We start from the raw sequence: 21,608 nt of genomic DNA on the forward strand, positions 1-21,608 counted from the left end.
ACGCTAAAAACCGTGGCTTATTCACCCATCGAATTTTGCGTTTCATCAAATAATGCCAGGCATTGAAGTAGAAATTTTATTTAAGCAGGTCAGGGAGTCTGTTTTGCCATCACAACTAACCCGGTCAATTACGTCAGGCAGGAATCGGTCATGAATGCGAGTGCAGCCGCCACACAAAATGAAGAAACGAAAGGCTTTGGTGACCTTCTCGCTCGCCTGCGTGCCAATCCACGTATTCCGTTAATCGTCGCAGCCGCAGCCGCTATCGCTGTGGTTTTTGCGTTGGTGCTCTGGGCCAAAACACCGAACTACAGCGTATTGTTCAGCAACCTGTCCAATGAGGACGGGGGTGCCATTGTCACGCAGTTGACGCAAATGAATGTCCCTTATCGTTTCGCGGATAACGGCGGTGCATTAATGGTGCCGGAAGATAAGGTGCATGAGCTGCGCCTGCGTCTGGCTGAACAGGGCCTGCCTAAAGGTGGCAACGTCGGTTTTGAACTGCTGGATAAAGAAAAGTTCGGTATCAGCCAGTTCAGCGAGCAGGTGAACTACCAGCGCGCACTGGAAGGCGAGCTGGCACGTACTATCGAATCTCTGGGGCCGGTGAAAACGGCGCGCGTCCATCTGGCGATGCCTAAACCAACCCTTTTCGTACGTGAGCAAAAAGCGCCCTCCGCGTCTGTGACGTTAACTCTGCAGCCGGGCCGTGCGCTGGATGAAGGTCAGATTCAGGCCATCACGCACATGGTTTCCAGCAGCGTGGCCGGTTTACCGCCGGGGAACGTGACCGTGGTCGATCAGAGCGGTCATCTGTTAACCCGTTCTGACGCAGTAGGCCGTGATCTGAACGATGCACAGCTGAAATATGCCGCCGAAGTCGAAGCGCGTTACCAGCAACGTATCGAAGCGATCCTTAACCCGATTCTGGGCCAGGGCAATGTCCATGCGCAGGTAACGGCACAGATTAACTTCGATACCAGTGAACAGACGGATGAGAAGTACCAGCCGAACGGCGATCCGAAAAACGCGTCTATTCGCTCTCAGCAGACCAGCACCAGCGAGCAGACGGGCAGCCCTTATCCGGGCGGCGTACCGGGCGCACTGTCTAACCAGCCTGCGCCAGCCAATACGGCCCCGATCAATACGGCCAATAACAATGCGGCCAATGGCCAGAATGCCAATGGTCAGAACAATGCGGCCAATGGTCAACGGACCAGCACAGCCTCTACCAGCAGTGTACCGACCAACTCGCGCCGTGATGATACGGTGAACTATGAGCTGGATCGTACCATTCGTCATACCAAGATGAATGTGGGTGACGTGCAGCGCCTGTCTGTTGCCGTGGTGGTGAACTATCGCGAAGACGATAAAGGCAAAGCGATTGCGCTGAATGAGCAGCAGCTGAAGCAGATTGAAGACCTGACGCGCGAAGCCATGGGCTATTCACAGACACGTGGCGACACTGTCAACGTGGTGAACTCGCAGTTTAATACCACCGAGCCTGTATCAACTGAACTGCCCTTCTGGCAACAGCAGTCGTTCTTTGATCAGCTGATTAATGCAGGTAAATGGCTGTTGGTTGCGCTGGTGGCGTTCATCCTGTATCGCAAAATGGTGCGTCCGCATGTTCTGCGTAAGAAAGCCGCAGAGCAGGCCGCTGCAGAAGCTCAGGCTGCCCGTGCTGCTCAGCAGAACGATCAGGAAGCTTACAGCGTCCAGCTCAGCAAAGATGAACTTGAGCAGGAACGTAAATCTAATAACCGCATGAGCGCTGAAGTCATGAGCCAGCGTATCCGCGACATGTCTGAAAACGATCCGCGCGTTGTTGCGCTGGTGATTCGCGAATGGATGAGTAACGAACTATGAGTCTGACCGGTACTGAAAAAAGCGCCATTCTGATGATGACCATTGGTGAAGAACGCGCGGCGGAAGTCTTTAAGCACCTGAACCAGCGTGAGGTTCAGCATCTGAGTGCCGCGATGGCCAGCATGCGTCAGGTCTCGCATAAGCAACTGACCGAAGTGCTGCGTGAGTTTGAAGGCGATGCCGAGCAGTTCGCGGCACTGAGCCTCAACTCGAACGATTACCTGCGCTCCGTGCTGACCCGGGCGTTGGGTGAAGAGCGTGCGTCAAGCCTGCTGGAAGATATCCTTGAAACCCGCGATACCACCAGTGGTATGGAAACGCTCAACTTCATGGAACCGCAGGCCGCAGCCGATCTGATTCGCGACGAGCATCCACAGATCATCGCGACTATCCTGGTCCACCTGAAACGGGGTCAGGCTGCCGATATTCTGGCCTTGTTTGATGAGCGCCTGCGTCATGACGTCATGCTGCGTATTGCTACCTTCGGTGGTGTGCAGCCGGCAGCGCTGGCAGAACTGACCGAAGTCCTGAACAGCCTGCTCGACGGTACCAACCTCAAGCGTGCGAAGATGGGCGGCGTGAGAACAGCGGCCGAAATTATCAACCTGATGAAAACGCAGCAGGAAGAAGCGGTTATCGAAGCGGTACGCGATTTCGATGGCGAACTGGCACAGAAAATTATCGACGAGATGTTCCTGTTCGAAAACCTGGTGGAAGTGGACGACCGCAGTATCCAGCGTCTGTTGCAGGAAGTGGAATCCGAGCAGTTGCTGATCGCCCTGAAAGGTGCCGAGCAGCCGCTGCGCGAGAAGTTCCTCAAAAACATGTCAGCCCGTGCGGCCGATATCCTGCGCGACGATCTGGCCAACCGTGGTCCGGTACGTATGTCTGCAGTAGAGAACGAACAGAAAGCGATCCTGCTGGTGGTGCGTCGTCTGGCAGAGTCCGGCGAGATGGTAATCGGTGGCGGCGAGGAAACCTATGTCTGATGCATTTTCCGCCCGCCCCTGGCAACTATGGCAGCCTGTAGAACTGGGGCGTCCTGAAGAGCCCGCGACGATTCAGGCTGAACCCGAAATCGAATTCTTCGAATCAGAAGAAGACGAACAGCAACAGCAGTTTGAGCAGATGCAGCAGCAGTTGCGTAAAGAAGCCCACGGTCAAGGCTACAGCGAAGGCCATCAGCAGGGGTTTAATGAAGGTCAGAAAGCCGGCTATGACGCGGGCTTTCAGCAAGGCCTTGCTGATGCGCAGCAACAGCAGGCTCCCTTACAGGCGCGAATGCAGCAGCTGGTGACGGAATTTCAAAATACGCTGGAATCGCTGGACAGCGTCATTGCTGCCCGCCTGATGCAGCTGGCTCTGGAAGCCGCGCGTTCGGTGATTGGTCAGGCCACCACGGTGGATGGCAGTGCGTTGCTGCGCCAGATTCAGAGCTTACTGCAGCAGGAGCCCATGTTTAGCGGTAAGCCGCAGCTTCGGGTGCATCCTGATGACCTGCTGAGGATTGAACAAACACTGGGGCCAACGCTTGATCTGCACGGCTGGCGTTTACTGGCTGACAATACGCTGCACCCCGGCGGCTGCAAGCTCAGTGCCGAAGACGGCGATCTTGACGCGAGCGTGGCAACCCGCTGGCAGGAACTGTGCCGTCTTGCCGCACCTGGAGAGTTTTAATGACCACTCGTCTGAACCGCTGGCTGGGCTCGCTTGATGCCTTCGAAAGTCGTATTGCGCAGGTGCAACCTGTTCGTCGCTATGGACGGCTGACGCGTGCCACCGGCCTGGTTCTCGAAGCAACCGGCCTGCAGTTGCCGCTCGGTTCGACCTGTGTGATTGAACGTAATGACGGTAAAACGATTAGCGAAATTGAAAGCGAAGTCGTGGGCTTCAACGGTCAGAAACTGTTGATGATGCCGCTGGAAGAAGTGGACGGCATTCTGCCCGGCGCGCGCGTTTATGCCCGTACCACCGGCGATAACCCTCATTCAGGTAAACAGCTGCTGCTGGGGCCACAGCTGTTAGGCCGGGTGCTTGATGGCAGCGGCCGCCCACTGGATGGCTTGCCTTCCCCGGAAACGGGCTACCGTGCTCCATTGAACACACCGCCGTTTAACCCTTTACAGCGCACCCCTATTACCGATGTGCTGGACACCGGCGTTCGGGCGATTAACGCCCTGCTCACCGTTGGCCGGGGACAACGTATGGGCTTGTTCGCCGGATCAGGCGTGGGTAAAAGTGTGCTGCTCGGCATGATGGCGCGCTATACCCAGGCCGATGTGATCGTGGTGGGCTTAATCGGTGAACGTGGCCGTGAAGTTAAAGACTTTATTGAAAACATCTTAGGTGCTGAAGGCCGCGCCCGTTCGGTCGTCATCGCCGCGCCGGCAGATGTCTCACCGCTACTGCGTCTGCAGGGTGCCGCTTACGCCACGCGCATTGCGGAAGATTTCCGCGATCGCGGTAAACATGTTTTATTAATCATGGATTCGCTGACACGTTATGCCATGGCGCAACGTGAAATCGCGCTGGCGATTGGTGAGCCGCCGGCCACCAAAGGTTATCCACCTTCCGTATTTGCCAAACTGCCCGCCCTGGTTGAACGCGCGGGTAACGGCATCGATGGCGGCGGCTCGATCACGGCGTTTTATACCGTGCTGACCGAAGGCGACGATCAGCAGGACCCGATTGCTGACTCTGCGCGTGCCATTCTTGACGGCCACATTGTGCTGTCACGTCGTCTGGCCGAAGCCGGCCATTATCCGGCGATTGATATTGAAGCCTCAATCAGTCGTGCCATGACGTCACTGATTGATGAAAACCATTATGCACGCGTGCGCCAGTTCAAACAGTTGCTCTCGAGTTTCCAGCGCAACCGGGATCTGGTCAGCGTCGGTGCCTATGCCGCCGGTAGCGATCCGATGCTGGACAAAGCCATTCAGCTTTATCCGCAGATGGAAGCCTTCCTGCAACAAGGCATTTTTGAGCGCAGTGAGTACGACGATGCCTGCCTGCATTTACATGCATTGTTCGGTTAATTCGCGCGTTTGATATGAGGACATCGTAATGAAAACAGTCAATGCCATTGACACTTTGCGTGACCTGGCGGAACAGGATCTTGAACGCGCCGCCGTGCTGTTAGGCGATATGCGGCGTGGCCAGCAGGCTGCAAACGAGCAGCTCAGTATGTTGCTTGACTATCAGGATGAATACCGCAACAAGCTGAACAGCGACATGTCCAGCGGTATTGCCAGCAACCGCTGGACGAACTATCACCAGTTCATTCAGACGCTGGAAAAAGCCATTGAGCAACACCGCAGTCAGTTGCAGCAATGGAATCAACGGCTTGAACAGGCACTGGTTAACTGGCGTGAAAAACAACAACGCCTCAATGCCTATCAGACGCTGATTACCCGGGCAGAAGAAAATGCATTACGACAAGAAAACCGTCTCGACCAGAAACGGATGGATGAATTTGCCCAACGGGCTGCACTGAGGAAAGGCGAATGATTACGCTGCCAAACATTGCGTTGACAACGAAAACAACCGGCACCGCTGAAACATCGGGGACAACCGATCTGCTGAGCGGTGGCGAGGCGCTACCGAAGGACTTTATCACTACGCTGGGAAATCAGTTGCTTTCCCTGGCGAAACTGCACAGTAAAACCACGGTTGCAGCAGAAAAAAATAGTGTCGCTGATGACGACAGCAAGGTTGCCACGTCGTTGAATGCATTGATCTCTTCGCTGGAAAACCCGACTGCACTTAGTGCGCTGTTTAAACCGGAAAATATTAAAGCCGGTACAAAATCAGCCGATGATAAGGGTGACGCGAAAGAGGCCGCGCTGAACAGCAGCGATATGCAAAATATTCAGGCGCTGTTTGCCATGTTACCGGCAACCGGCTTGCAACAGGCCGTGAAAGACAGCACGACGACGCGTGACGTGGATATGCAACGCGATGCCGGACCGCGTTCTGCCTTATCGGCACTGACGCAGGCGGTGACCACGGCACTGAGCGGTGATGACAAAAACGCGAAAAACAGCAAGGTGCAGGACGCCAGTCGTCTGGCCAGTAACGTTGACCAGGCCAGCCGTGGGGTAACGCCCGCAGCCACGACGCAAACCGCATCGACACCGGCACAGTTGACGACAGACGCCAGTTTTCAGCAGATACTGAGCAGCGTCAACAAGCAGGATGAGCGTCCGATAAACGCTGCAGCCAGCGATAATCAGACGATGATTTCCGCGCCGATAACCAGCGCCAGCAGCGTTATGCAACCCTTCACGGCCTCTGCGTCGATGAACACGCCGTCTACGCCGATGCTGAATGCCCACCTGGGTAGCAATGAATGGCAGCAGGCCCTGAGTCAACAAATTGTGATGTTCAGTCGTAACGGCCAGCAGAATGCGGAGTTACGCCTGCATCCAGAAGATCTCGGTGCGATCCAGATCAGCCTGAAACTGAATAACGATCAGGCACAGTTAAATATGGTTTCAGGTCACAGCCATGTCAGGGCTGCACTGGAAGCCGCGCTTCCTCAGCTGCGCACTGCGCTGGCTGAAAATGGTATTAACCTGGGTGAGAGTCAGGTCAGCAGTGACAGTTTCGCGCAAGGGCAAAGCTTCCAGCATCAGCAGGAGGCGCGTCGCGACGGACAGCACGGCAGCTTCTCTCTGACCCAGGACAGTGATAATGACATCACGCCGATTGCCGTACCGCAGGCTCTTCAGGCCCGGTTAAACGGTAAGGGCGCCGTCGACACCTTTGCCTGACAGCGACAAACGCTGAAGGTAAGCGTAAAACCCGTGTCTTTTCTTGCCATTGTTTGACTTAAGACACGCGATAATCTGTTCAGGTGAGCCGAGAGGCTCGCCCATAATTCACAGGAAGTAACTGCTAAAATGTCTGATAACGCGAAAGCTAAAGGTCGCAAACGTAAAATCCTGATTCCAGTGTTGCTGATCGTAACGCTGGCCGCTTGCAGCGTGGCAGGCTATGCAGTCTGGCGAATAATGAATAAACATGAGGGCGATAAGCCGGAGGTCGCGAAAGTTGAACCGCCTCCCGCCCCGGTCTTTTTTGCACTTGATACATTTACGGTTAACCTGGTCAATCCCGACAACGATCCAGACCGTGTACTGTACGTAGGGTTTACTCTGCGTCTGCCGGATGAAGAAACGCGTCGTCGGATGAGTGACTATCTGCCTGAGGTTCGCAGTCGTCTGTTACTGCTGCTTTCTCGCCAGAGCGCTGCTGCGCTGGCGACAGAGCAAGGAAAGCAAGCGCTTGTTGAGCAAATCAAACAGGCGCTGGCACCACCGCTGGTGAAAGGTCAACCTCCGCAGGTCGTAGACGACGTACTGTTTACCGCCTTCATTTTGAGGTGAATCAATGGGCGACAGCATTCTCTCCCAGGCTGAAATTGACGCGCTATTAAACGGCGACAGTGGCAGCGCGGAAGAAGAAAAGAAACAAAACGGGCCAGAGGGCGATATTCGCCCTTATGATCCCAATACCCAGCGCCGTGTGGTGCGCGAGCGTTTACAGGCGCTGGAAATTATTAACGAGCGTTTTGCCCGTCATTTCCGTATGGCGCTGTTTAACCTGCTGCGCCGTAGCCCGGATATTAGCGTGGGCGCGATCAAGATTCAGCCATACCATGAGTTTGCCCGCAACCTGCCGGTGCCAACGAACCTGAACCTGATCCACCTGAAGCCGCTGCGCGGCACGGCTCTGGTCGTGTTTTCACCGAGCCTTGTGTTTATTGCCGTTGATAACCTTTTTGGCGGAGATGGGCGTTTTCCGACTAAAGTAGAAGGACGTGAGTTCACGCATACCGAGCAACGCGTCATTCGTCGTATGCTGAAACTGGCGCTTGATGGCTACAGCGATGCGTGGAAAGCGATTTATCCTCTGGATGTCGAGTACGTCCGTTCGGAAATGCAGGTGAAGTTCACCAACATCACCACATCGCCTAACGATATCGTCGTCAACACGCCGTTCCAGGTCGAGATTGGCAACCTTGTCGGTGAGTTCAACATCTGTATTCCGTTTTCGATGATTGAACCTTTGCGTGAAATGCTGGTGAATCCGCCGCTGGAAAACTCGCGGTCAGAAGATACACACTGGCGGGACAATCTGGTGAAGCAGGTTCAGCATTCTGAACTGGAACTGATTGCCCATTTTGCTGAAACGTCGTTGCGTCTGTCACGCGTGTTGCAGCTGAAACCCGGCGATGTCCTGCCGATTGAAAAACCCGAGCGCATTATTGCCCACGTGGACGGTGTGCCTGTTTTAACCAGCCAGTACGGTACACTTAACGGTCAGTATGCGCTGCGTGTAGAACATTTGATTAACCCGATTTTGAATTCGCTTAACGAGGAACAGCCCCATGACTGACAGCAAGAAACCGTCCGATGACACCATCTCTGCGGACGATCTGTGGGCTGAAGCAATGAATGAGCAGGTGGGCTCTGGTGCCAGCACCTCACAGAGTGATGACGTTTTCAAATCGTTTGAAAGCAGCAACACTTCAGGCTCATTGCAGGATATTGACCTGATTATGGATATCCCGGTAAAACTGACTGTGGAACTGGGCCGCACCAAGATGACCATCAAAGAACTGCTGCGTCTGACACAGGGTTCTGTGGTCTCACTGGATGGTCTCGCAGGCGAGCCGCTGGATATCCTGATTAACGGTTACCTGATTGCGCAGGGTGAAGTCGTGGTCGTTAACGACAAATATGGTGTGCGTATCACCGACATCATTACGCCTTCAGAACGTATGCGCCGTCTGAGCCGTTAATATGAATAACCAGAATCATACTGTCCAACCGGCTACACCGCAGACGCCCGCCATCTCAGCGGGCTCTGTACTGACTCAGGTAAGTGGTGTTCTGGTTGTTATTATCCTGTTGATTCTGGCATGCGCCTGGCTGGCCCGTCGTATGGGCTTTGCGCCGAAAAAAGTCGGCAGCCGTGAGCTGACGCTCACGGCCAGTGTCCAGGTCGGTCAGCGCGAGCGCGTCGTCATCGTTGATACGCCAGATGCCCGTCTGGTACTGGGCGTAACGGCACAGCAAATTACCCACCTGCATACGTTGCCACCGGGTTCACCCGATGTAGACACCGCGGAAAAGGCAGCACCGCAGGATTTTCGTCAGTTATTACAGAATCTGGTTAAACGTCCCGGAAAAAACCCATGATGCGTCGACTGCTCCCTCTTCTGCCGCTGCTGTTGCTGGCACCGGTTGCTCACGCCCAGTTACCAGGCCTGGTAAGCCAGCCATTAGCCAATGGTGGCCAGAGCTGGTCACTTCCGGTACAAACGCTGGTATTTATTACCTCATTGACGTTTCTGCCGGCCATTCTGTTAATGATGACCAGCTTCACCCGCATCATTATTGTTTTTGGTCTGCTGCGTAATGCGCTGGGCACGCCCTCTGCGCCGCCCAATCAGGTATTACTTGGCCTGACGCTCTTTTTAACTTTTTTTATTATGGCACCTACCTTTGATAAAATTTATCAGGATGCCTATCTGCCTTTCAGTCAGGATAAAATCAGTATGGATGTGGCCATTGATAAAGGCGCACAACCCCTGCGTGAATTTATGCTGCGTCAAACGCGTGAAGCTGACTTAGCGCTATTTGCCCGTCTGGCAAATACTCCTCCCATTGTCGGGCCGGAAGCCGTGCCGATGCGTATTTTATTACCTGCTTATGTGACCAGTGAATTAAAGACCGCCTTCCAGATTGGATTTACCGTCTTTATTCCTTTTTTAATTATTGACCTTGTCGTGGCCAGCGTATTAATGGCGCTGGGTATGATGATGGTGCCGCCGGCAACCATCGCCCTGCCCTTTAAATTAATGTTATTTGTTCTGGTGGATGGCTGGCAGTTGCTGGTTGGATCGCTGGCACAAAGTTTCTATTCCTGATCTTGTGAATTGCACAGGAGATATTCATGACACCTGAATCGGTAATGGTAATGGGCCAGGAGGCGATGCGCGTCGCGTTGCTGCTGGCCGCTCCGATGCTGCTGGCCGCCCTGGTCAGCGGTTTACTGGTGAGCTTGCTACAGGCAGCGACCCAGATTAATGAACAAACGCTGTCTTTCATTCCTAAGATTATTGCGGTGGCGGCCACGGGCGTCGTTGCCGGTCCCTGGATGTTAAACGTCTTGCTGGATTATATCCGCACCGTTTTTTCTAACCTGCCCTATATCATCGGCTGATGATTACGCTCGACAGCAGCCAGCTTGTTCACTGGATAAGCCAGTTTTTCTGGCCGATGGTGCGCATTCTGGCGCTGATTGCGACAGCGCCGGTATTGAGTGAGCGCGCCATCAGCAAACGGGTGAAAATCGGCCTGGCGGCCATGATCACCTGGTTGCTGGTCCCGCTGTTACCGCCGGTGAACGTCACCCTGTTTTCGCCGGCCGGTTTCATGCTGCTGATTCAGCAAATGCTGATTGGTATCGCCATTGGTTTTACGATGCAGTTTGCCTTTGCAGCTGTCCGGGCGGCCGGTGAACTGATTGGTTTGCAAATGGGTCTGTCATTTGCGACGTTTTTTGATCCCGCCAGTCGGCTTAATATGCCGGTCCTTGCGCGTTTTCTCGACATGCTGGCCATGTTACTGTTTTTATCCTTCAACGGTCATTTGTGGCTTATCTCACTGTTGGCGGACAGTTTTCATACACTTCCTGTAGGTGGAACACCACTTGAAGCTAATGCTTTTATGGCGCTGGCAAAATCAGGCGGCATGATTTTCCTTAATGGCATGATGTTAGCGTTACCCTTGATCGTTCTGCTACTCACGCTAAACATGGTCCTGGGTTTGTTAAACCGTCTTTCACCACAGTTATCAATCTTCGCGATCGGCTTCCCGATTACCTTATCAGTCGGCATTTTGACAATCAGCCTGCTGATGCCCCTTCTCGCCCCGTTCTGTGAGCACCTGTTCGGCGAAATATTTGATCTTCTGGCCCAGTTCCTCACCGAACTGTCCCCCTCCTGAACATTAAGTATCTAACTATTTTTTCTTTTCCATACTTAAGAAATTCACAACTATCCGGGCATTTTTCAAACCATATTTTCCAGAAATCAACTAAGGATATTCTGATAAATGTGCGATAAGTCTTAAAATAATTCTTATTAAACCGCGCATCGCGTATTTTAGTCGGGCGGTACACAGAGTCATCGACAGGGTTGTTTTGGTGATAAAATCGGCAATGCATTGAAATTAAACAAGAAAAAATATTGTGTGATTTTTCTTGTCAGAAAATGTTTTTTCCGGCATTGTCAACTCACTCTTCAGCCTTACACTTTCGTGAAACAAATGTTTTTAAGACTTGTCCTATCAGAAAACTCTGGGTTTTCAGCGATAGTGACATTGCTCCCAAAAACGGTGTTTCGCTCCGGTACGACTTTACATCAATACCCGATGTGGATTCGACGCCAGGTGTGGGGCCAGAGTAAGAAAAAATTTTGCAGAACGGGTCAAGGAAGAAGACTTTTACGGGCGTTTGCCCGTTGCCACGCTGCATCAGCAGAATAAAAAAAAGCGCTTTGGAAATCTTCTCGTACCGCAACGCGTAATTCATCGTTGATTTAAACGGATAACAAATTGGTGAGGGTCGCTAACATGCCAACGATTATTATGGATTCCTGCAACTACACACGCCTGGGATTATCGGACTATATGTCTTCTAAAGGAGTGAAGAAGAAAAATATTACTTCTGTCTCCGATATTGAGCAATTACAGCAAAGATGTGAGCAGTTGAAACCAGGTGTTGTGTTTATTAATGAAGACTGTTTCATTCACGAAACCGACTCAAGCGAGCGCATTCGCAGCATTATTAATCAGCATCCCGAAACACTGTTTTTTATTTTTATGGCTATCAGTAATATTCATTTTGAAGAATATCTGTATGTCCGAAAAAATTTAATTATTACGTCGAAAGCCATTAAACCTTCAACGCTGGATTCTCTCCTTAGCACGTATTTGCAAAAGAAACTTAACATGTCTCCGCGTATTTCCTCAGGGCTGGACGTTCACCCTCTGACGTTGAGCCAGACTGAGTCAAATATGCTGAAAATGTGGATGTCGGGTCATGATACCATTCAGATATCCGACAAAATGCAAATTAAAGCGAAGACGGTCTCTTCCCATAAAGGAAACATTAAGCGGAAAATTAAAACGCACAACAAGCAGGTTATTTACCATGTCGTGCGCTTAACCGATAACGTGACCTCTGGTATTTACGTCAACGTAAGATAGTTTGCCGCCTCACAGAACTGGCCCAAAAGGCCGGTTTTTTTTAGTGATTAGCGATCAAGATCTCAATTTTCAGCATAAACCTTTTCCTGCTCCTGCCGATGTTTTTTTCATCAGGCCCCCTTAAGAGAGCAAGGAAATGAACACAACGCTGATTAATGAAGGACATCACAACGTCAGTTTTTGGCAAAATCTCAGACTGGTCCCGCTGTTTAGTTTGATTTTCGGCGGGATATTATTTTTGTTCGCACTCTGTATAGGCATTTCCAGCTACTTCCTCATCCTGAGTAATCAGTCGTTGAAAGATGCGACTGAGGAAATTCAGGTTCGCAACGGTCTGATCGACAGCTCCTCAAACCTCCGCTCTGCCCGACTGAATATCATCCAGGCCGGTGCGGCCGCGCGTATTGGTGAGATGGATGATTTCAATGCCAACCTTGCCGCAACGGATGAGCGTATTAAGCAGGCTGAAAATGGCCTCAACGTCTACCTGAACCGCAAGAATAAAACCCCCGAAGACGTCAGGCTGGACGAAGAGCTCACTACTCGCTTCAAAGAGTATGTTCAAAAAGGCCTGAAGCCGATGATTGATGCCGGTAAACAGGGCAGTTTCGAAAGCATCATTGCCCAGGAAACCGACACCACGCGTAAACTGGATAACGCTTATAACGCTGTGCTGGTCAAGGCGATCAAACTTCGGGATATCCGTTCTGATTTCATTAACGCCAAGGCTGCCGAACAGTCACGTATTGGTTTTATTTCCATGGGTGGTGCGTTTGTGGCTGCGCTGGTGCTGGTGCTGCTGACCTTTGTTTTTCTCCGTCGGGTCGTGATCACGCCTTTACGCAAATCGGTTGCCCATATCGAGCGTATCGCTCAGGGTGACTTAACCGCCCCTTCAGTACCGCACGGTCGTAACGAAATCGGCTTACTGCTGGATAATCTGCAGCGCATGCAGGAATCGTTAGTCAAAACGGTCGGTACGGTGCGTGAAGGCGCTATCGCCATTTATCAAGGCTCCAGTGAAATTTCAGCCGGTAACACCGACCTTTCCTCGCGGACGGAGCAGCAAGCCGCCGCCCTTGAGCAGACCGCAGCCAGCATGGAGCAGTTAACGGCGACGGTGAAACAGAACGCCGATAACGCGCACCATGCCAGCCAACTCGCAGCCGATGCATCAGATAAAGCACGCAACGGTGGCGACATGGTCAGTGGTGTAGTGAAAACCATGAACGATATTTCTGGCAGCTCGAAGAAAATTGCTGAGATCACCAATGTGATTAACAGCATCGCTTTCCAGACCAATATTCTGGCGCTGAACGCCGCCGTCGAAGCGGCGCGCGCAGGGGAGCAAGGACGTGGCTTTGCGGTTGTTGCGAGTGAAGTCCGTAGTCTGGCACAACGCAGCGCCCAGGCCGCGAAGGAAATTGAATCCCTGATTGCCGAGTCTGTGAAGTTAGTCAGCAGTGGCTCGCATCAGGTTGGCGAGGCCGGCAGTACGATGGGTGAAATTGTCGAAGCGGTGCGTCGCGTGACCGATATCATGTCTGAGATTGCTGCCGCCTCGGATGAACAAAGCCGCGGTATTCAGCAGGTGAGCCAGGCGGTAACGGAAATGGATAACGTGACCCAGCAGAACGCCTCGCTGGTTGAAGAAGCCTCAGCGGCGGCGGCATCACTGGAAGATCAGGCGGGTAAACTGACGAAAGCGGTTTCCGCATTTCGCTTAGTCGACACACCGGTCGCGAAAGCTCCCGATGTTAAAGACGTGGCACCGAAAGCGAGCTCACCCGTGCTACGTCCGGTAGCCACTACCTCCGGTCATGAAAACTGGGAAACGTTCTGACCCAAGCGGACGCCCCTGTCCTGTGACATGCGTGACAGGACAGATAAAAGTAAACGCCCGCGACATCCTCAGACATCGCGGGCGTTTTCATCAGACTGACCGATAATCAGGCGGGAACCCAGGGCTCGACAAAAACGCCGTCCCGGTGATTATTCTCGTTAAAAAACCAGATCCCCTGCGGATAATCGTCCAGCGCCACCAAAAACATCGTCCCTTCGTTAAAAGGTTCTACCGCCAGGATCGTACCGATTCGCCGGGGTCCACCGTCGGTTTTAACGCTTACGCGATCGTCTACCTTCATCTGTTACTCTCCAGAAACGTTCCTGATAACAGTGTAATGGAAGCGTAGGACGAATGCAGGCATTAACGGCGGGCAATCACCCACACGGCATGGACGATGCCGGGAATGTAGCCGCACAAGGTCAGTAAAATGTTCAGCCAGAACGCGCCGCCAAAACCGACCTGCAGGAAAACGCCCAGTGGTGGAAGTAAAATAGCGATAAGAATTCGAAGTAAGTCCATAACCATTCCTTTAGGTACTGAGAAAAACCGTTTTGCTTACCAATATAGCCGTTTTCTGAAGGGTTACAGGAAAAGTCAGGTAAATCTGAGTCATGGTTTTTTTCGTTTTCCTGACACTTCACAGCCGGACGTTTAACACGAGAATCGTTACACTTCATTGCGTTGCTTTCCTACCCCAGGAAAACAACACACCCAAAGTAACAAGGATTATTTTGCCCGCGCAGCGCGGGCTTTTTTTTACCCTTCCCTGCTGTCAGCCCGCCGTTCTATACTCAGTATTCACGTTGCTCTTTGGAGGCAGACTATGACGCATTTTCTCGCTTCAGATGAAAACCAAAGTGATCGGGACAGTGAAATGGATGCGCTTCTTCATGCCATCCAGCGTGACACGGCAGGACAGGTACAGGACTATTTTTCGCCTCGGGTTGCGCAGGCTGAAAAAAATGCTGGCGGGCCGACAGCGCCGTGCCGTGAACCTGCGGAGCAGTGTGAGATGGACATTCACGATTGCCGCTACAGTGAGATCAATCGCTAGCGGGATCGCTCGCCGGGCGGAATAGCAGGCAAAAAAATACCCGGCACAGGCCAGGCAAGTATTCAAATCGTTACACCAGGGAAGACATACTGCTTTCTCAGAGTAGCTGTTCCGGTAATGAAAACAAGCTTCTGCGATGCACGTTTCGCTCATCTTATTCTGCTCCTGCTCTCCTCCTGCCTACGCAAGCCGCAGCGTGCGCGCCATGCGTCGTGCACATTCTGACCGCTCCCGCTTTTTGTCCTATCGGGTTTTAAGAATCCTCCTGGTTCTGTCTGCATGAGTACGGAACCTCGGGCCTTTTCAGGACTCAACTACACTAAACAGATGCCGTGGCTAACGTGAGCCGTGTGGAGGAGACCTGGATGCCCAACCTGAATGAATCGCTGATGATCGTGACCGACCTCGATGGATCGCTGCTTGACCACCACGACTACAACTGGGATGCCGCCACAGCATGGCTGGAGACCTTCAGCCAGCATCAGATTCCTGTGGTGATTTGCTCCAGCAAGACGGCGGCGGAAATTCTGCCGCTGCAACGAAAAATCGGGATTAGCGGTACGCCGTTTATCGCCGAAAACGGCGCGGTTCTCTATCTCCGTGAGGACAAACCCGTTCGTATCCCTGACGATAAGCTGAACTACGTCGCCATCTGTCGGATTCTTAGCGCGATGAAACAGCAGTTCCGCTTTAGCGGTTTTCAGGATTTTAGCGACAGCGACGTGTCGGCAATGACAGGTTTACCGGAAGCCGAGGCCGCGCTCGCCCGCCAGCGCGATGCCTCCGAAGTTATCGTCTGGCGCGATACCGACGAGGCGTTAGACCGTTTTCGCCATGCGCTGGCTGACTACCATTTGACGCTTACCCAGGGCGGCCGCTTCTGGCACGTGATGCCGGCCCGAAGTGGAAAAGGCCATGCCCTGCATAAATTACTGTCGCATTACAGCCATCAGGATCTGATCACGATTGGACTGGGTGATGGCCCTAACGATGCACCTATGCTCGATGCGGTCGATTATGCCATCGTGATTAAAGGCTTCAGCAAAAACCCTGTCACGTTAACGCGTAATGATGGGCAGGTTTATCATACAACGCATCACGGCCCTGAAGGCTGGCGCGAAGGTCTGGACCATTTTTTAACGCAGCCATGAACGGCTGTGGTTCCTCGGGCAACCCCATAAGGATGATGCAATGAGTGATTTCTTTCAGAATGGCGTAATTACTAACTTTCATAATCTCACGCACCGCAGCGTCGAATCGCTGGAAAAAGAAATGGTGCGTTTTGCGCGTAAACGCAAAATGGGGTTAATTCTGCCCTCCCTGTTTTCTGAGCTGGAAGGACCGGCACTGAGCAAAATCGTCGATGAACTGGCGAAAGTGCCGTATCTGAATGAAATTGTCATTGGCCTTGACCGGGCCGATCGCGATCAGTTCCTCCATGCCCGCGAGTTCTTTTCTCGCCTGCCGCAGCGCCATCGGATCTTATGGAATGATGGTCCCCGCCTGAAGGCGATCGACGCGGAACTGGATAAAGAAGGTTTGTCGCCGACGAATCCGGGCAAAGGGCGTAACGTCTGGTTCTGCACCGGCTATACGCTGGCCTCCGACCGCACCAGCTGTGTCGCGCTACACGATTGCGATATTGTTACCTATGAGCGCGGTATGCTGGCACGTCTGCTTTATCCGCTGGCGAATCCCGCGTTTCAGTATGAGTTTTGTAAAGGATTTTATGCGCGTGTCGCCGACGGCAAACTCAATGGTCGCGTGGGCCGTTTATTAGTCGGGCCGCTGCTGCGTTCCCTGCAAAAAGTGTATGGTCACTCGGAGTACCTTGATTACCTCTCCAGTTTCCGTTACCCGCTCTCCGGCGAGTTCGCCATGCGTACTCATGTCCTTAACGGGATTAAAATTCCGGGTGACTGGGGCCTGGAGATTGGCGTGCTCTCCGAGATCTATCGCAATTACACCACACGCCAGTCGTGCCAGGTTGAGATTGCGGATAATTATGACCACAAGCATCAGCCGCTGGCAGAGGATGACGGAACAGGCGGCCTGAAGCGCATGAGCAACGATATTGTTCAGTCGCTTTTACGTAAACTTGCCACCATGGGCGTGCCGCTCACCAGCGACTCCTTCCGCGTGCTGAAAGCCACCTACTATCGCAATGCGTTAGATATGATGGAAATCTACAATCATGAGGCCGCCATGAACGGACTGAAATTCGATCAGCACGTGGAAGAGGCTGCGGTCGAGATGTTTACCCAGGCTATCCTGGATGCGGGTCAGTCCTTTATAGAACGCCCAAATGACAAGCCGTTTATCCCAAGCTGGAGTCGGGTTCAGTCTGCCTTCCCGGATATTCTGCAACGAATTTACAAGGCGGTGGAAGAGGATAATGACGGTAACGTCTAGCATGCCATAGGTGGAAGACAGGCTATTACGTGACGTGATGCCTGGAAGTAAGACAGACGGGCCAGGTGTACAACACCGGCCCGGTCATCTGCAATCAGGACGTTAACTGCGGTTGTGACTCACGGGTGTGGCTGAGCTCATCTGTCCGAAACGCCTCGCTTCTGACCGCATAACCATCATACCAGCGACACTCTACCATGCCGCTGGCATGACCGGTCACCACCATCGTTTGCCCGCCGTCCTTATGCTGCACTTCATCACTGATTGCAAAAACCATGTTGCGCCCTCTTTATCCATTGACATTAATTCTTAATATTTATTTATAGCATGGTAAAAAAGTTGCTGCTGTTAAGGCGCGCAGAAAAAGGGCAAATTCAGAATAAAGTAGAAGGTTATCCTGGAAAGGAATAAAGCGGATAAGAGGCTATCCGCTTCAGAGGGAGGATGAATCAGATTTTGCAGCCTTCGCAGTCCGCTTCGTCACTCAGGTCGTCAGGCACTTCGGCCGCCTTTTTTTCTGCCTTGGCTTCGGCCTGCTCTAACTGAGCATCTATATCGAATTCAAACATATCGTCGCTCATTGTTTTCTCCCCAGAACGCGTAAAAGAAGGCGCTGTTATACCGATTACCCACGCAGTTTGGCAATAAGGTTAACCACTAAAAGCACGATCGACCCAATGATAAAACCAATCACCAGGTTAGCGCCGTTACTCAGCAGCCCTGACACCAGACCGCTAAACGGAGCGATAGCATTTTCAATAAAGTGGTGCAAAGGCGTTATCCCGTGAACAATGATGCCCCCTCCCACCAGGAACATGGCCAGCGTGCCCACCACGGTTAATATTTTCATCAGCCAGGGTGCCGCAGCCAGCAGCACGGCACCAACTGACTGGGCCACCCGTGACGATTTTTGCTTTAACCAGAATCCCAGATCATCGATTTTCACGATGCCCGCCACAATACCGTAAACGCCAATCGTGACCAGAATGGCAATGCCCGCCAGGATCAGAACCTGATTCAGCAGCGGTGCTTCCGAAACGATGCCCAGCGTAATCGCGACGATTTCGGCGGACAAAATGAAATCGGTGCGCACAGCCCCTTTAACCTTTTTCTTTTCAAATTCACGCGGGTCCTGCTTTGCCAGGTTATCCAGGCGCTGCTGACGGGCCTCCGGTGAATTTTGCTGCTTGTCGTGTTGCAGGCTGTGCAGCACTTTCTCGACACCTTCATAACAAAGGTAAGCGCCGCCAATCATCAACAGCGGCGTGATTAACCACGGCGCAAATGCCGAGATAATCAGCGCCAGCGGCACCAAAATCAGCTTGTTCAGAAACGAGCCTTTGGCCACGCCCCACACGACCGGCAGTTCGCGATTGGCTTTTACGCCACTGACCTGTTGCGCATTCAGTGACAGATCGTCACCCAGAACGCCCGCCGTCTTCTTTGCCGCGACTTTGCCCATTACAGAGATATCATCCAGCAGCGTGGCGATATCATCCAGCAACGTTAATAAACTGGTTCCTGCCAAAATATGTCCCTTATACGGTCATCGACAACGACTTACATCGCAAACAGTGAAGGCCTCATCCTCGACGAAGCCCAACGGCATACGATGCGTGCGTTGTGACTATTCCGGTTCGTTATGTTGACAACATGGGCATCGTTCGATTTCCGTTACCGTCATCTCTGCGATGCCCTCACAATCCCATTCGACGCGCACCGCTTGCCCAGCCAGTCCTTCGCTATGCAGGTATTTACTGACCGGGCTTTCCGTCATGCCGGTAATTTCTTCCGTGGCCACCAGCGTTTCGCCCACATAAATTCTCGCGGTGGCTTTGGTATTCACCATGCGCTCATCACGAATCTGGTAGAGACGTTTAACCGTCAGTTTTATGCTGCTCATCTCGGTCTCCCGGTCACGGAAAAGCGTCTATCTAACATGTTATGTTACTGATGAGCAAGGCCCGATCATTCCTGCTCACGATAATGATGAATGCCCTGATGATCGATTTCAGCACTGTCATTCATCACCAGTAACCACTCTTCCAGTCGTTCAAGCAACGCGTCGTCGTCGAGACGGAGTTTGCCACGCAGTGCACATTCCCAGATGATGAGAACCTTCCAGCCGCTCTCACGTAACTGCCGGACATAGCGATGGTCTCGTTCGACGTTGCTGTTAATCTTGCCTATCCAGAACTCGGTGCGCGTGGCGGGTATCTTAAACAAATAGCAGTGATGACGATGCCAGAAGCAGCCGTGCACAAAGATAATGGCCTGATGAGCGGTCAGGACAAAATCAGGCCGCCCTGGCAGGTTTTTGTCCTGAACCCGGTAAGTGAATCCGCGATCTTTAAGCAACAGTGCGATGCGTTGCTCAATCGCAGTGTCCTGCTGGCGAATAGCGCGCATGTTTTTGCTGCGCGTTTCGCTGGAGTGAACGTCGGCCATAGCATCTCCTTAAAGGCTACTCTTTCAACTTTAGTCGCCGTCCTGAAAAGCGAAAGCCACCTGTACAAAAGCAGCCATTTTTTTGCCGCTTCCGGACGGTAATCACGCGTCCGGTGCTACCTGTCCTGACTTTCCCACTCGCGTGTTTTGCAGCATACCGCCGCCGCGTCAGGCGGATTTCCTCATCGGGCAAGGAGTGATAGCATAGGCGCTTCACTGTTAAGGATATTTGCATGCACGCCGTCGCAACCGCTGAACCTCTTCTTTCTGCAGCTCTGCATTCCGATGAACTGAATCTGTTACACCAGGTCCTGTCGATCTATTCCGTCAGGGATATCGTTGCCCGACTGCATCAGGCCGGCTTTGCGCACTGGTCACCGACGCTCATCAACCGTATTCGTCAGGGTAAAAGCACGCTGCCCGTGCTGAGCACTGCGGAGCGGGATCTGTTCGAACGCTTATTGCCGTCTCGTCCTGCACATTATGATGCACCTGCGTTTCGTTTTGTTGATCTGTTCGCCGGCATCGGGGGGATTCGTCGCGGATTTGAGCGCATTGGTGGAAAATGTGTCTTTACCAGTGAGTGGAATAAAGAGGCGATTCGCACGTACCGGGCCAACCATTACAGCGATCCGCTTGAGCACCACTTCAATACCGATATCCGCCAGGTCACGCAGCCTGCCGGGCTAAACGATGAAGCAGCGATCTACTCCTCCATTGATGCAGCCATCCCCGATCATCAGGTGCTGCTGGCAGGCTTTCCTTGTCAGCCTTTTTCGCTGGCTGGCGTCAGTAAGAAGAATGCATTGGGTCGGGCGCATGGGTTCGAATGTCAGGCGCAGGGTACGCTATTTTTTGATGTAGCACGCATTCTTGCCGCCAAAAAACCGCCCTTCTTCGTGCTGGAGAACGTGAAGAACCTAAAAAGCCATGACAAAGGCCGGACCTTTGCCATCATCATGGACACGCTGGATGAGCTGGGCTATGCCGTCGCGGATGCCGATGCCAGTGCACCGGATCCGAAAGTGATTGATGCCCGCCATTTCTTGCCTCAACACCGCGAGCGTATTGTGCTGGTGGGCATTCGACGGGACATTGCCGGCTGCGAGAATTTTACCCTGCGCGACATCAAACGCTTTTTCCCTGCCCAGGTGCCCAGCCTGCAAAGTTTGCTGGAAGCCGCACCTGATGATAAGTACATCCTGTCGCCGGTGCTGTGGCGTTATCTGTATCAGTATGCCAAAAAGCATAAAGCGCTGGGAAATGGCTTTGGCTTTGGTCTGAACGATCCGCGCAATCTGCAGTGCTGCGTGCGCACCCTGTCTGCCCGCTACTATAAAGATGGCTCTGAGATTTTGATCGATCGCGGCTGGGACGCGGATAAAGGCGAGCGTGATTTCCTTGATGCCACCAATATGGCGCATCGTCCCCGTCGTCTTACGCCCCGTGAATGCGCACGCATCATGGGCTTCGATGATGCCGGCAGTGAGCCTTTTCGCATTCCGGTCTCCGACACGCAAGCGTATAAACAGTTTGGTAATTCCGTTGTCGTCCCCGTTTTTGCCGCCGTGGCGCAGCTTCTCCTGCCCTACATCCGCGATTTACAGCATAAAACACGCTAAAAGTTGCGCTTAGGCGCAACCTTTCTCCTCTTTTCCCGCTGCCAGGCGATATTGTCACAACCTCGTCATACAAG

The 21,608-nt window shown here is 52.7% G+C and carries 26 protein-coding genes; 19 read left to right on the forward strand and 7 right to left on the reverse strand.

Annotated elements, in window-relative coordinates:
* Positions 1 to 150: 150 nt before the first annotated feature.
* From fliF to C1N64_RS14795, 15 genes are all read left to right on the forward strand, one after another.
* The gene (fliF, locus tag C1N64_RS14725; protein ID WP_033742074.1) at positions 151 to 1,869 is read left to right on the forward strand and encodes a flagellar basal-body MS-ring/collar protein FliF; all 1,719 of its coding nucleotides are present in this window, start codon (positions 151 to 153) and stop codon (positions 1,867 to 1,869) included.
* Positions 1,866 to 2,858: a flagellar motor switch protein FliG gene (gene fliG / locus C1N64_RS14730; RefSeq protein ID WP_006119564.1), complete on the forward strand. Its 993-nt coding sequence runs from the start codon at positions 1,866 to 1,868 to the stop codon at positions 2,856 to 2,858. The genes fliF and fliG overlap by 4 nt, the downstream gene beginning before the upstream one ends.
* A complete protein-coding gene (fliH, locus tag C1N64_RS14735; RefSeq protein WP_367143920.1) occupies positions 2,851 to 3,546 on the forward strand; it encodes a flagellar assembly protein FliH in 696 nt (231 codons plus the stop codon). Before fliG ends, fliH begins: the two co-directional genes overlap by 8 nt.
* Entirely contained in the window at positions 3,546 to 4,907 is a 1,362-nt protein-coding gene (fliI, locus tag C1N64_RS14740; protein WP_033742076.1) for a flagellar protein export ATPase FliI, read from the forward strand. Before fliH ends, fliI begins: the two co-directional genes overlap by 1 nt.
* Before the next feature lie 28 nt (positions 4,908 to 4,935).
* On the forward strand, positions 4,936 to 5,379 hold the full coding sequence (fliJ, locus tag C1N64_RS14745) for a flagellar export protein FliJ (protein WP_033742078.1): 444 nt from the start codon (positions 4,936 to 4,938) through the stop codon (positions 5,377 to 5,379).
* A complete protein-coding gene (locus C1N64_RS14750; protein ID WP_367143919.1) occupies positions 5,376 to 6,644 on the forward strand; it encodes a flagellar hook-length control protein FliK in 1,269 nt (422 codons plus the stop codon). The genes fliJ and C1N64_RS14750 overlap by 4 nt, the downstream gene beginning before the upstream one ends.
* Before the next feature lie 129 nt (positions 6,645 to 6,773).
* The gene (fliL, locus tag C1N64_RS14755; protein WP_006119574.1) at positions 6,774 to 7,259 is read left to right on the forward strand and encodes a flagellar basal body-associated protein FliL; all 486 of its coding nucleotides are present in this window, start codon (positions 6,774 to 6,776) and stop codon (positions 7,257 to 7,259) included.
* 4 nt (positions 7,260 to 7,263) lie between these two features.
* Positions 7,264 to 8,271, forward strand: a complete 1,008-nt coding sequence (fliM, locus tag C1N64_RS14760; protein WP_006119575.1) for a flagellar motor switch protein FliM — start codon at positions 7,264 to 7,266, stop codon at positions 8,269 to 8,271.
* The gene (gene fliN / locus C1N64_RS14765; protein ID WP_006119577.1) at positions 8,264 to 8,677 is read left to right on the forward strand and encodes a flagellar motor switch protein FliN; all 414 of its coding nucleotides are present in this window, start codon (positions 8,264 to 8,266) and stop codon (positions 8,675 to 8,677) included. The genes fliM and fliN overlap by 8 nt, the downstream gene beginning before the upstream one ends.
* Position 8,678: 1 nt before the next feature.
* Positions 8,679 to 9,077 (forward strand): flagellar biosynthetic protein FliO, encoded by a 399-nt coding sequence (gene fliO / locus C1N64_RS14770; RefSeq protein WP_033742082.1) that lies wholly within the window; start codon positions 8,679 to 8,681, stop codon positions 9,075 to 9,077.
* Complete coding sequence (gene fliP / locus C1N64_RS14775) at positions 9,077 to 9,808, forward strand: flagellar type III secretion system pore protein FliP (protein WP_033742230.1); 732 nt, start codon at positions 9,077 to 9,079, stop codon at positions 9,806 to 9,808. The genes fliO and fliP overlap by 1 nt, the downstream gene beginning before the upstream one ends.
* Positions 9,809 to 9,834: 26 nt before the next feature.
* On the forward strand, positions 9,835 to 10,104 hold the full coding sequence (gene fliQ, locus C1N64_RS14780) for a flagellar biosynthesis protein FliQ (RefSeq protein WP_033742083.1): 270 nt from the start codon (positions 9,835 to 9,837) through the stop codon (positions 10,102 to 10,104).
* Entirely contained in the window at positions 10,104 to 10,889 is a 786-nt protein-coding gene (gene fliR / locus C1N64_RS14785) for a flagellar biosynthetic protein FliR (protein ID WP_006119583.1), read from the forward strand. The genes fliQ and fliR overlap by 1 nt, the downstream gene beginning before the upstream one ends.
* A 627-nt stretch (positions 10,890 to 11,516) precedes the next feature.
* A complete protein-coding gene (gene rcsA, locus C1N64_RS14790) occupies positions 11,517 to 12,152 on the forward strand; it encodes a transcriptional regulator RcsA (protein ID WP_006119584.1) in 636 nt (211 codons plus the stop codon).
* 136 nt (positions 12,153 to 12,288) lie between these two features.
* Positions 12,289 to 13,995, forward strand: coding sequence for a methyl-accepting chemotaxis protein (locus C1N64_RS14795; protein ID WP_367143918.1), 1,707 nt, complete (start codon positions 12,289 to 12,291; stop codon positions 13,993 to 13,995).
* 106 nt (positions 13,996 to 14,101) lie between these two features.
* Here the strand turns inward: C1N64_RS14795 and dsrB are convergent, their stop codons facing one another.
* Both dsrB and C1N64_RS14805 read right to left on the reverse strand, forming a co-directional pair.
* The gene (dsrB, locus tag C1N64_RS14800; protein ID WP_006119586.1) at positions 14,102 to 14,296 is read right to left on the reverse strand and encodes a protein DsrB; all 195 of its coding nucleotides are present in this window, start codon (positions 14,294 to 14,296) and stop codon (positions 14,102 to 14,104) included.
* A gap of 62 nt (positions 14,297 to 14,358) precedes the next feature.
* Entirely contained in the window at positions 14,359 to 14,517 is a 159-nt protein-coding gene (locus C1N64_RS14805) for a YqaE/Pmp3 family membrane protein (protein ID WP_006119587.1), read from the reverse strand.
* 304 nt (positions 14,518 to 14,821) lie between these two features.
* On the opposite strand from C1N64_RS14805, the gene C1N64_RS14810 reads away from it, so the two are divergent.
* From C1N64_RS14810 to C1N64_RS14820, 3 genes are all read left to right on the forward strand, one after another.
* Positions 14,822 to 15,052: a DUF2525 domain-containing protein gene (locus C1N64_RS14810; protein WP_394514910.1), complete on the forward strand. Its 231-nt coding sequence runs from the start codon at positions 14,822 to 14,824 to the stop codon at positions 15,050 to 15,052.
* Positions 15,053 to 15,417: 365 nt separating this feature from the next.
* Entirely contained in the window at positions 15,418 to 16,203 is a 786-nt protein-coding gene (locus tag C1N64_RS14815) for a mannosyl-3-phosphoglycerate phosphatase-related protein (RefSeq protein WP_058708345.1), read from the forward strand.
* A gap of 40 nt (positions 16,204 to 16,243) precedes the next feature.
* Positions 16,244 to 17,464 carry a glycosyltransferase family protein gene (locus C1N64_RS14820; protein WP_033742089.1) on the forward strand — a complete coding sequence of 407 codons (1,221 nt, stop codon included), beginning with the start codon at positions 16,244 to 16,246 and terminating at the stop codon, positions 17,462 to 17,464.
* Between the two features lie 94 nt (positions 17,465 to 17,558).
* On the opposite strand, the gene C1N64_RS14825 is transcribed toward C1N64_RS14820, so the two are convergent.
* The 5 genes from C1N64_RS14825 to C1N64_RS14845 form a co-directional block, all read right to left on the reverse strand.
* Positions 17,559 to 17,741 (reverse strand): YodC family protein, encoded by a 183-nt coding sequence (locus C1N64_RS14825; protein WP_033742091.1) that lies wholly within the window; start codon positions 17,739 to 17,741, stop codon positions 17,559 to 17,561.
* A 172-nt stretch (positions 17,742 to 17,913) separates the two neighbouring features.
* Entirely contained in the window at positions 17,914 to 18,045 is a 132-nt protein-coding gene (locus C1N64_RS14830) for a hypothetical protein (RefSeq protein WP_006119592.1), read from the reverse strand.
* Between the two features lie 44 nt (positions 18,046 to 18,089).
* A complete protein-coding gene (locus C1N64_RS14835) occupies positions 18,090 to 18,992 on the reverse strand; it encodes a DUF808 domain-containing protein (protein ID WP_054633597.1) in 903 nt (300 codons plus the stop codon).
* Positions 18,993 to 19,091: 99 nt separating this feature from the next.
* On the reverse strand, positions 19,092 to 19,367 hold the full coding sequence (locus C1N64_RS14840; protein WP_006119595.1) for a hypothetical protein: 276 nt from the start codon (positions 19,365 to 19,367) through the stop codon (positions 19,092 to 19,094).
* Between the two features lie 65 nt (positions 19,368 to 19,432).
* Entirely contained in the window at positions 19,433 to 19,912 is a 480-nt protein-coding gene (locus tag C1N64_RS14845; protein ID WP_394514911.1) for a very short patch repair endonuclease, read from the reverse strand.
* A gap of 233 nt (positions 19,913 to 20,145) precedes the next feature.
* On the opposite strand from C1N64_RS14845, the gene dcm reads away from it, so the two are divergent.
* Positions 20,146 to 21,534 (forward strand): DNA (cytosine-5-)-methyltransferase, encoded by a 1,389-nt coding sequence (gene dcm, locus C1N64_RS14850; protein ID WP_282497973.1) that lies wholly within the window; start codon positions 20,146 to 20,148, stop codon positions 21,532 to 21,534.
* The last annotated feature ends 74 nt before the right edge of the window (positions 21,535 to 21,608 follow it).

It is taken from the genome of Pantoea sp. SGAir0215, assembly GCF_043543215.1.

Coding starts and splice junctions, on each gene's coding strand:
- fliN (WP_006119577.1), top strand. CDS start 8,264: ATGACTGACAGCAAGAAACCGTCCGATGACACCATCTCTGCGGACGAT.
- C1N64_RS14810 (WP_394514910.1), top strand. CDS start 14,822: ATGACGCATTTTCTCGCTTCAGATGAAAACCAAAGTGATCGGGACAGT.
- fliI (WP_033742076.1), top strand. CDS start 3,546: ATGACCACTCGTCTGAACCGCTGGCTGGGCTCGCTTGATGCCTTCGAA.
- fliH (WP_367143920.1), top strand. CDS start 2,851: ATGTCTGATGCATTTTCCGCCCGCCCCTGGCAACTATGGCAGCCTGTA.
- C1N64_RS14840 (WP_006119595.1), bottom strand. CDS start 19,367: ATGAGCAGCATAAAACTGACGGTTAAACGTCTCTACCAGATTCGTGAT.
- fliJ (WP_033742078.1), top strand. CDS start 4,936: ATGAAAACAGTCAATGCCATTGACACTTTGCGTGACCTGGCGGAACAG.
- dsrB (WP_006119586.1), bottom strand. CDS start 14,296: ATGAAGGTAGACGATCGCGTAAGCGTTAAAACCGACGGTGGACCCCGG.
- fliM (WP_006119575.1), top strand. CDS start 7,264: ATGGGCGACAGCATTCTCTCCCAGGCTGAAATTGACGCGCTATTAAAC.
- fliR (WP_006119583.1), top strand. CDS start 10,104: ATGATTACGCTCGACAGCAGCCAGCTTGTTCACTGGATAAGCCAGTTT.
- fliP (WP_033742230.1), top strand. CDS start 9,077: ATGCGTCGACTGCTCCCTCTTCTGCCGCTGCTGTTGCTGGCACCGGTT.
- C1N64_RS14825 (WP_033742091.1), bottom strand. CDS start 17,741: ATGGTTTTTGCAATCAGTGATGAAGTGCAGCATAAGGACGGCGGGCAA.
- C1N64_RS14815 (WP_058708345.1), top strand. CDS start 15,418: ATGCCCAACCTGAATGAATCGCTGATGATCGTGACCGACCTCGATGGA.
- fliO (WP_033742082.1), top strand. CDS start 8,679: ATGAATAACCAGAATCATACTGTCCAACCGGCTACACCGCAGACGCCC.
- C1N64_RS14805 (WP_006119587.1), bottom strand. CDS start 14,517: ATGGACTTACTTCGAATTCTTATCGCTATTTTACTTCCACCACTGGGC.
- fliF (WP_033742074.1), top strand. CDS start 151: ATGAATGCGAGTGCAGCCGCCACACAAAATGAAGAAACGAAAGGCTTT.
- fliQ (WP_033742083.1), top strand. CDS start 9,835: ATGACACCTGAATCGGTAATGGTAATGGGCCAGGAGGCGATGCGCGTC.
- fliL (WP_006119574.1), top strand. CDS start 6,774: ATGTCTGATAACGCGAAAGCTAAAGGTCGCAAACGTAAAATCCTGATT.
- rcsA (WP_006119584.1), top strand. CDS start 11,517: ATGCCAACGATTATTATGGATTCCTGCAACTACACACGCCTGGGATTA.
- C1N64_RS14795 (WP_367143918.1), top strand. CDS start 12,289: ATGAACACAACGCTGATTAATGAAGGACATCACAACGTCAGTTTTTGG.
- C1N64_RS14845 (WP_394514911.1), bottom strand. CDS start 19,912: ATGGCCGACGTTCACTCCAGCGAAACGCGCAGCAAAAACATGCGCGCT.
- dcm (WP_282497973.1), top strand. CDS start 20,146: ATGCACGCCGTCGCAACCGCTGAACCTCTTCTTTCTGCAGCTCTGCAT.
- C1N64_RS14830 (WP_006119592.1), bottom strand. CDS start 18,045: ATGAGCGACGATATGTTTGAATTCGATATAGATGCTCAGTTAGAGCAG.
- C1N64_RS14750 (WP_367143919.1), top strand. CDS start 5,376: ATGATTACGCTGCCAAACATTGCGTTGACAACGAAAACAACCGGCACC.
- fliG (WP_006119564.1), top strand. CDS start 1,866: ATGAGTCTGACCGGTACTGAAAAAAGCGCCATTCTGATGATGACCATT.
- C1N64_RS14820 (WP_033742089.1), top strand. CDS start 16,244: ATGAGTGATTTCTTTCAGAATGGCGTAATTACTAACTTTCATAATCTC.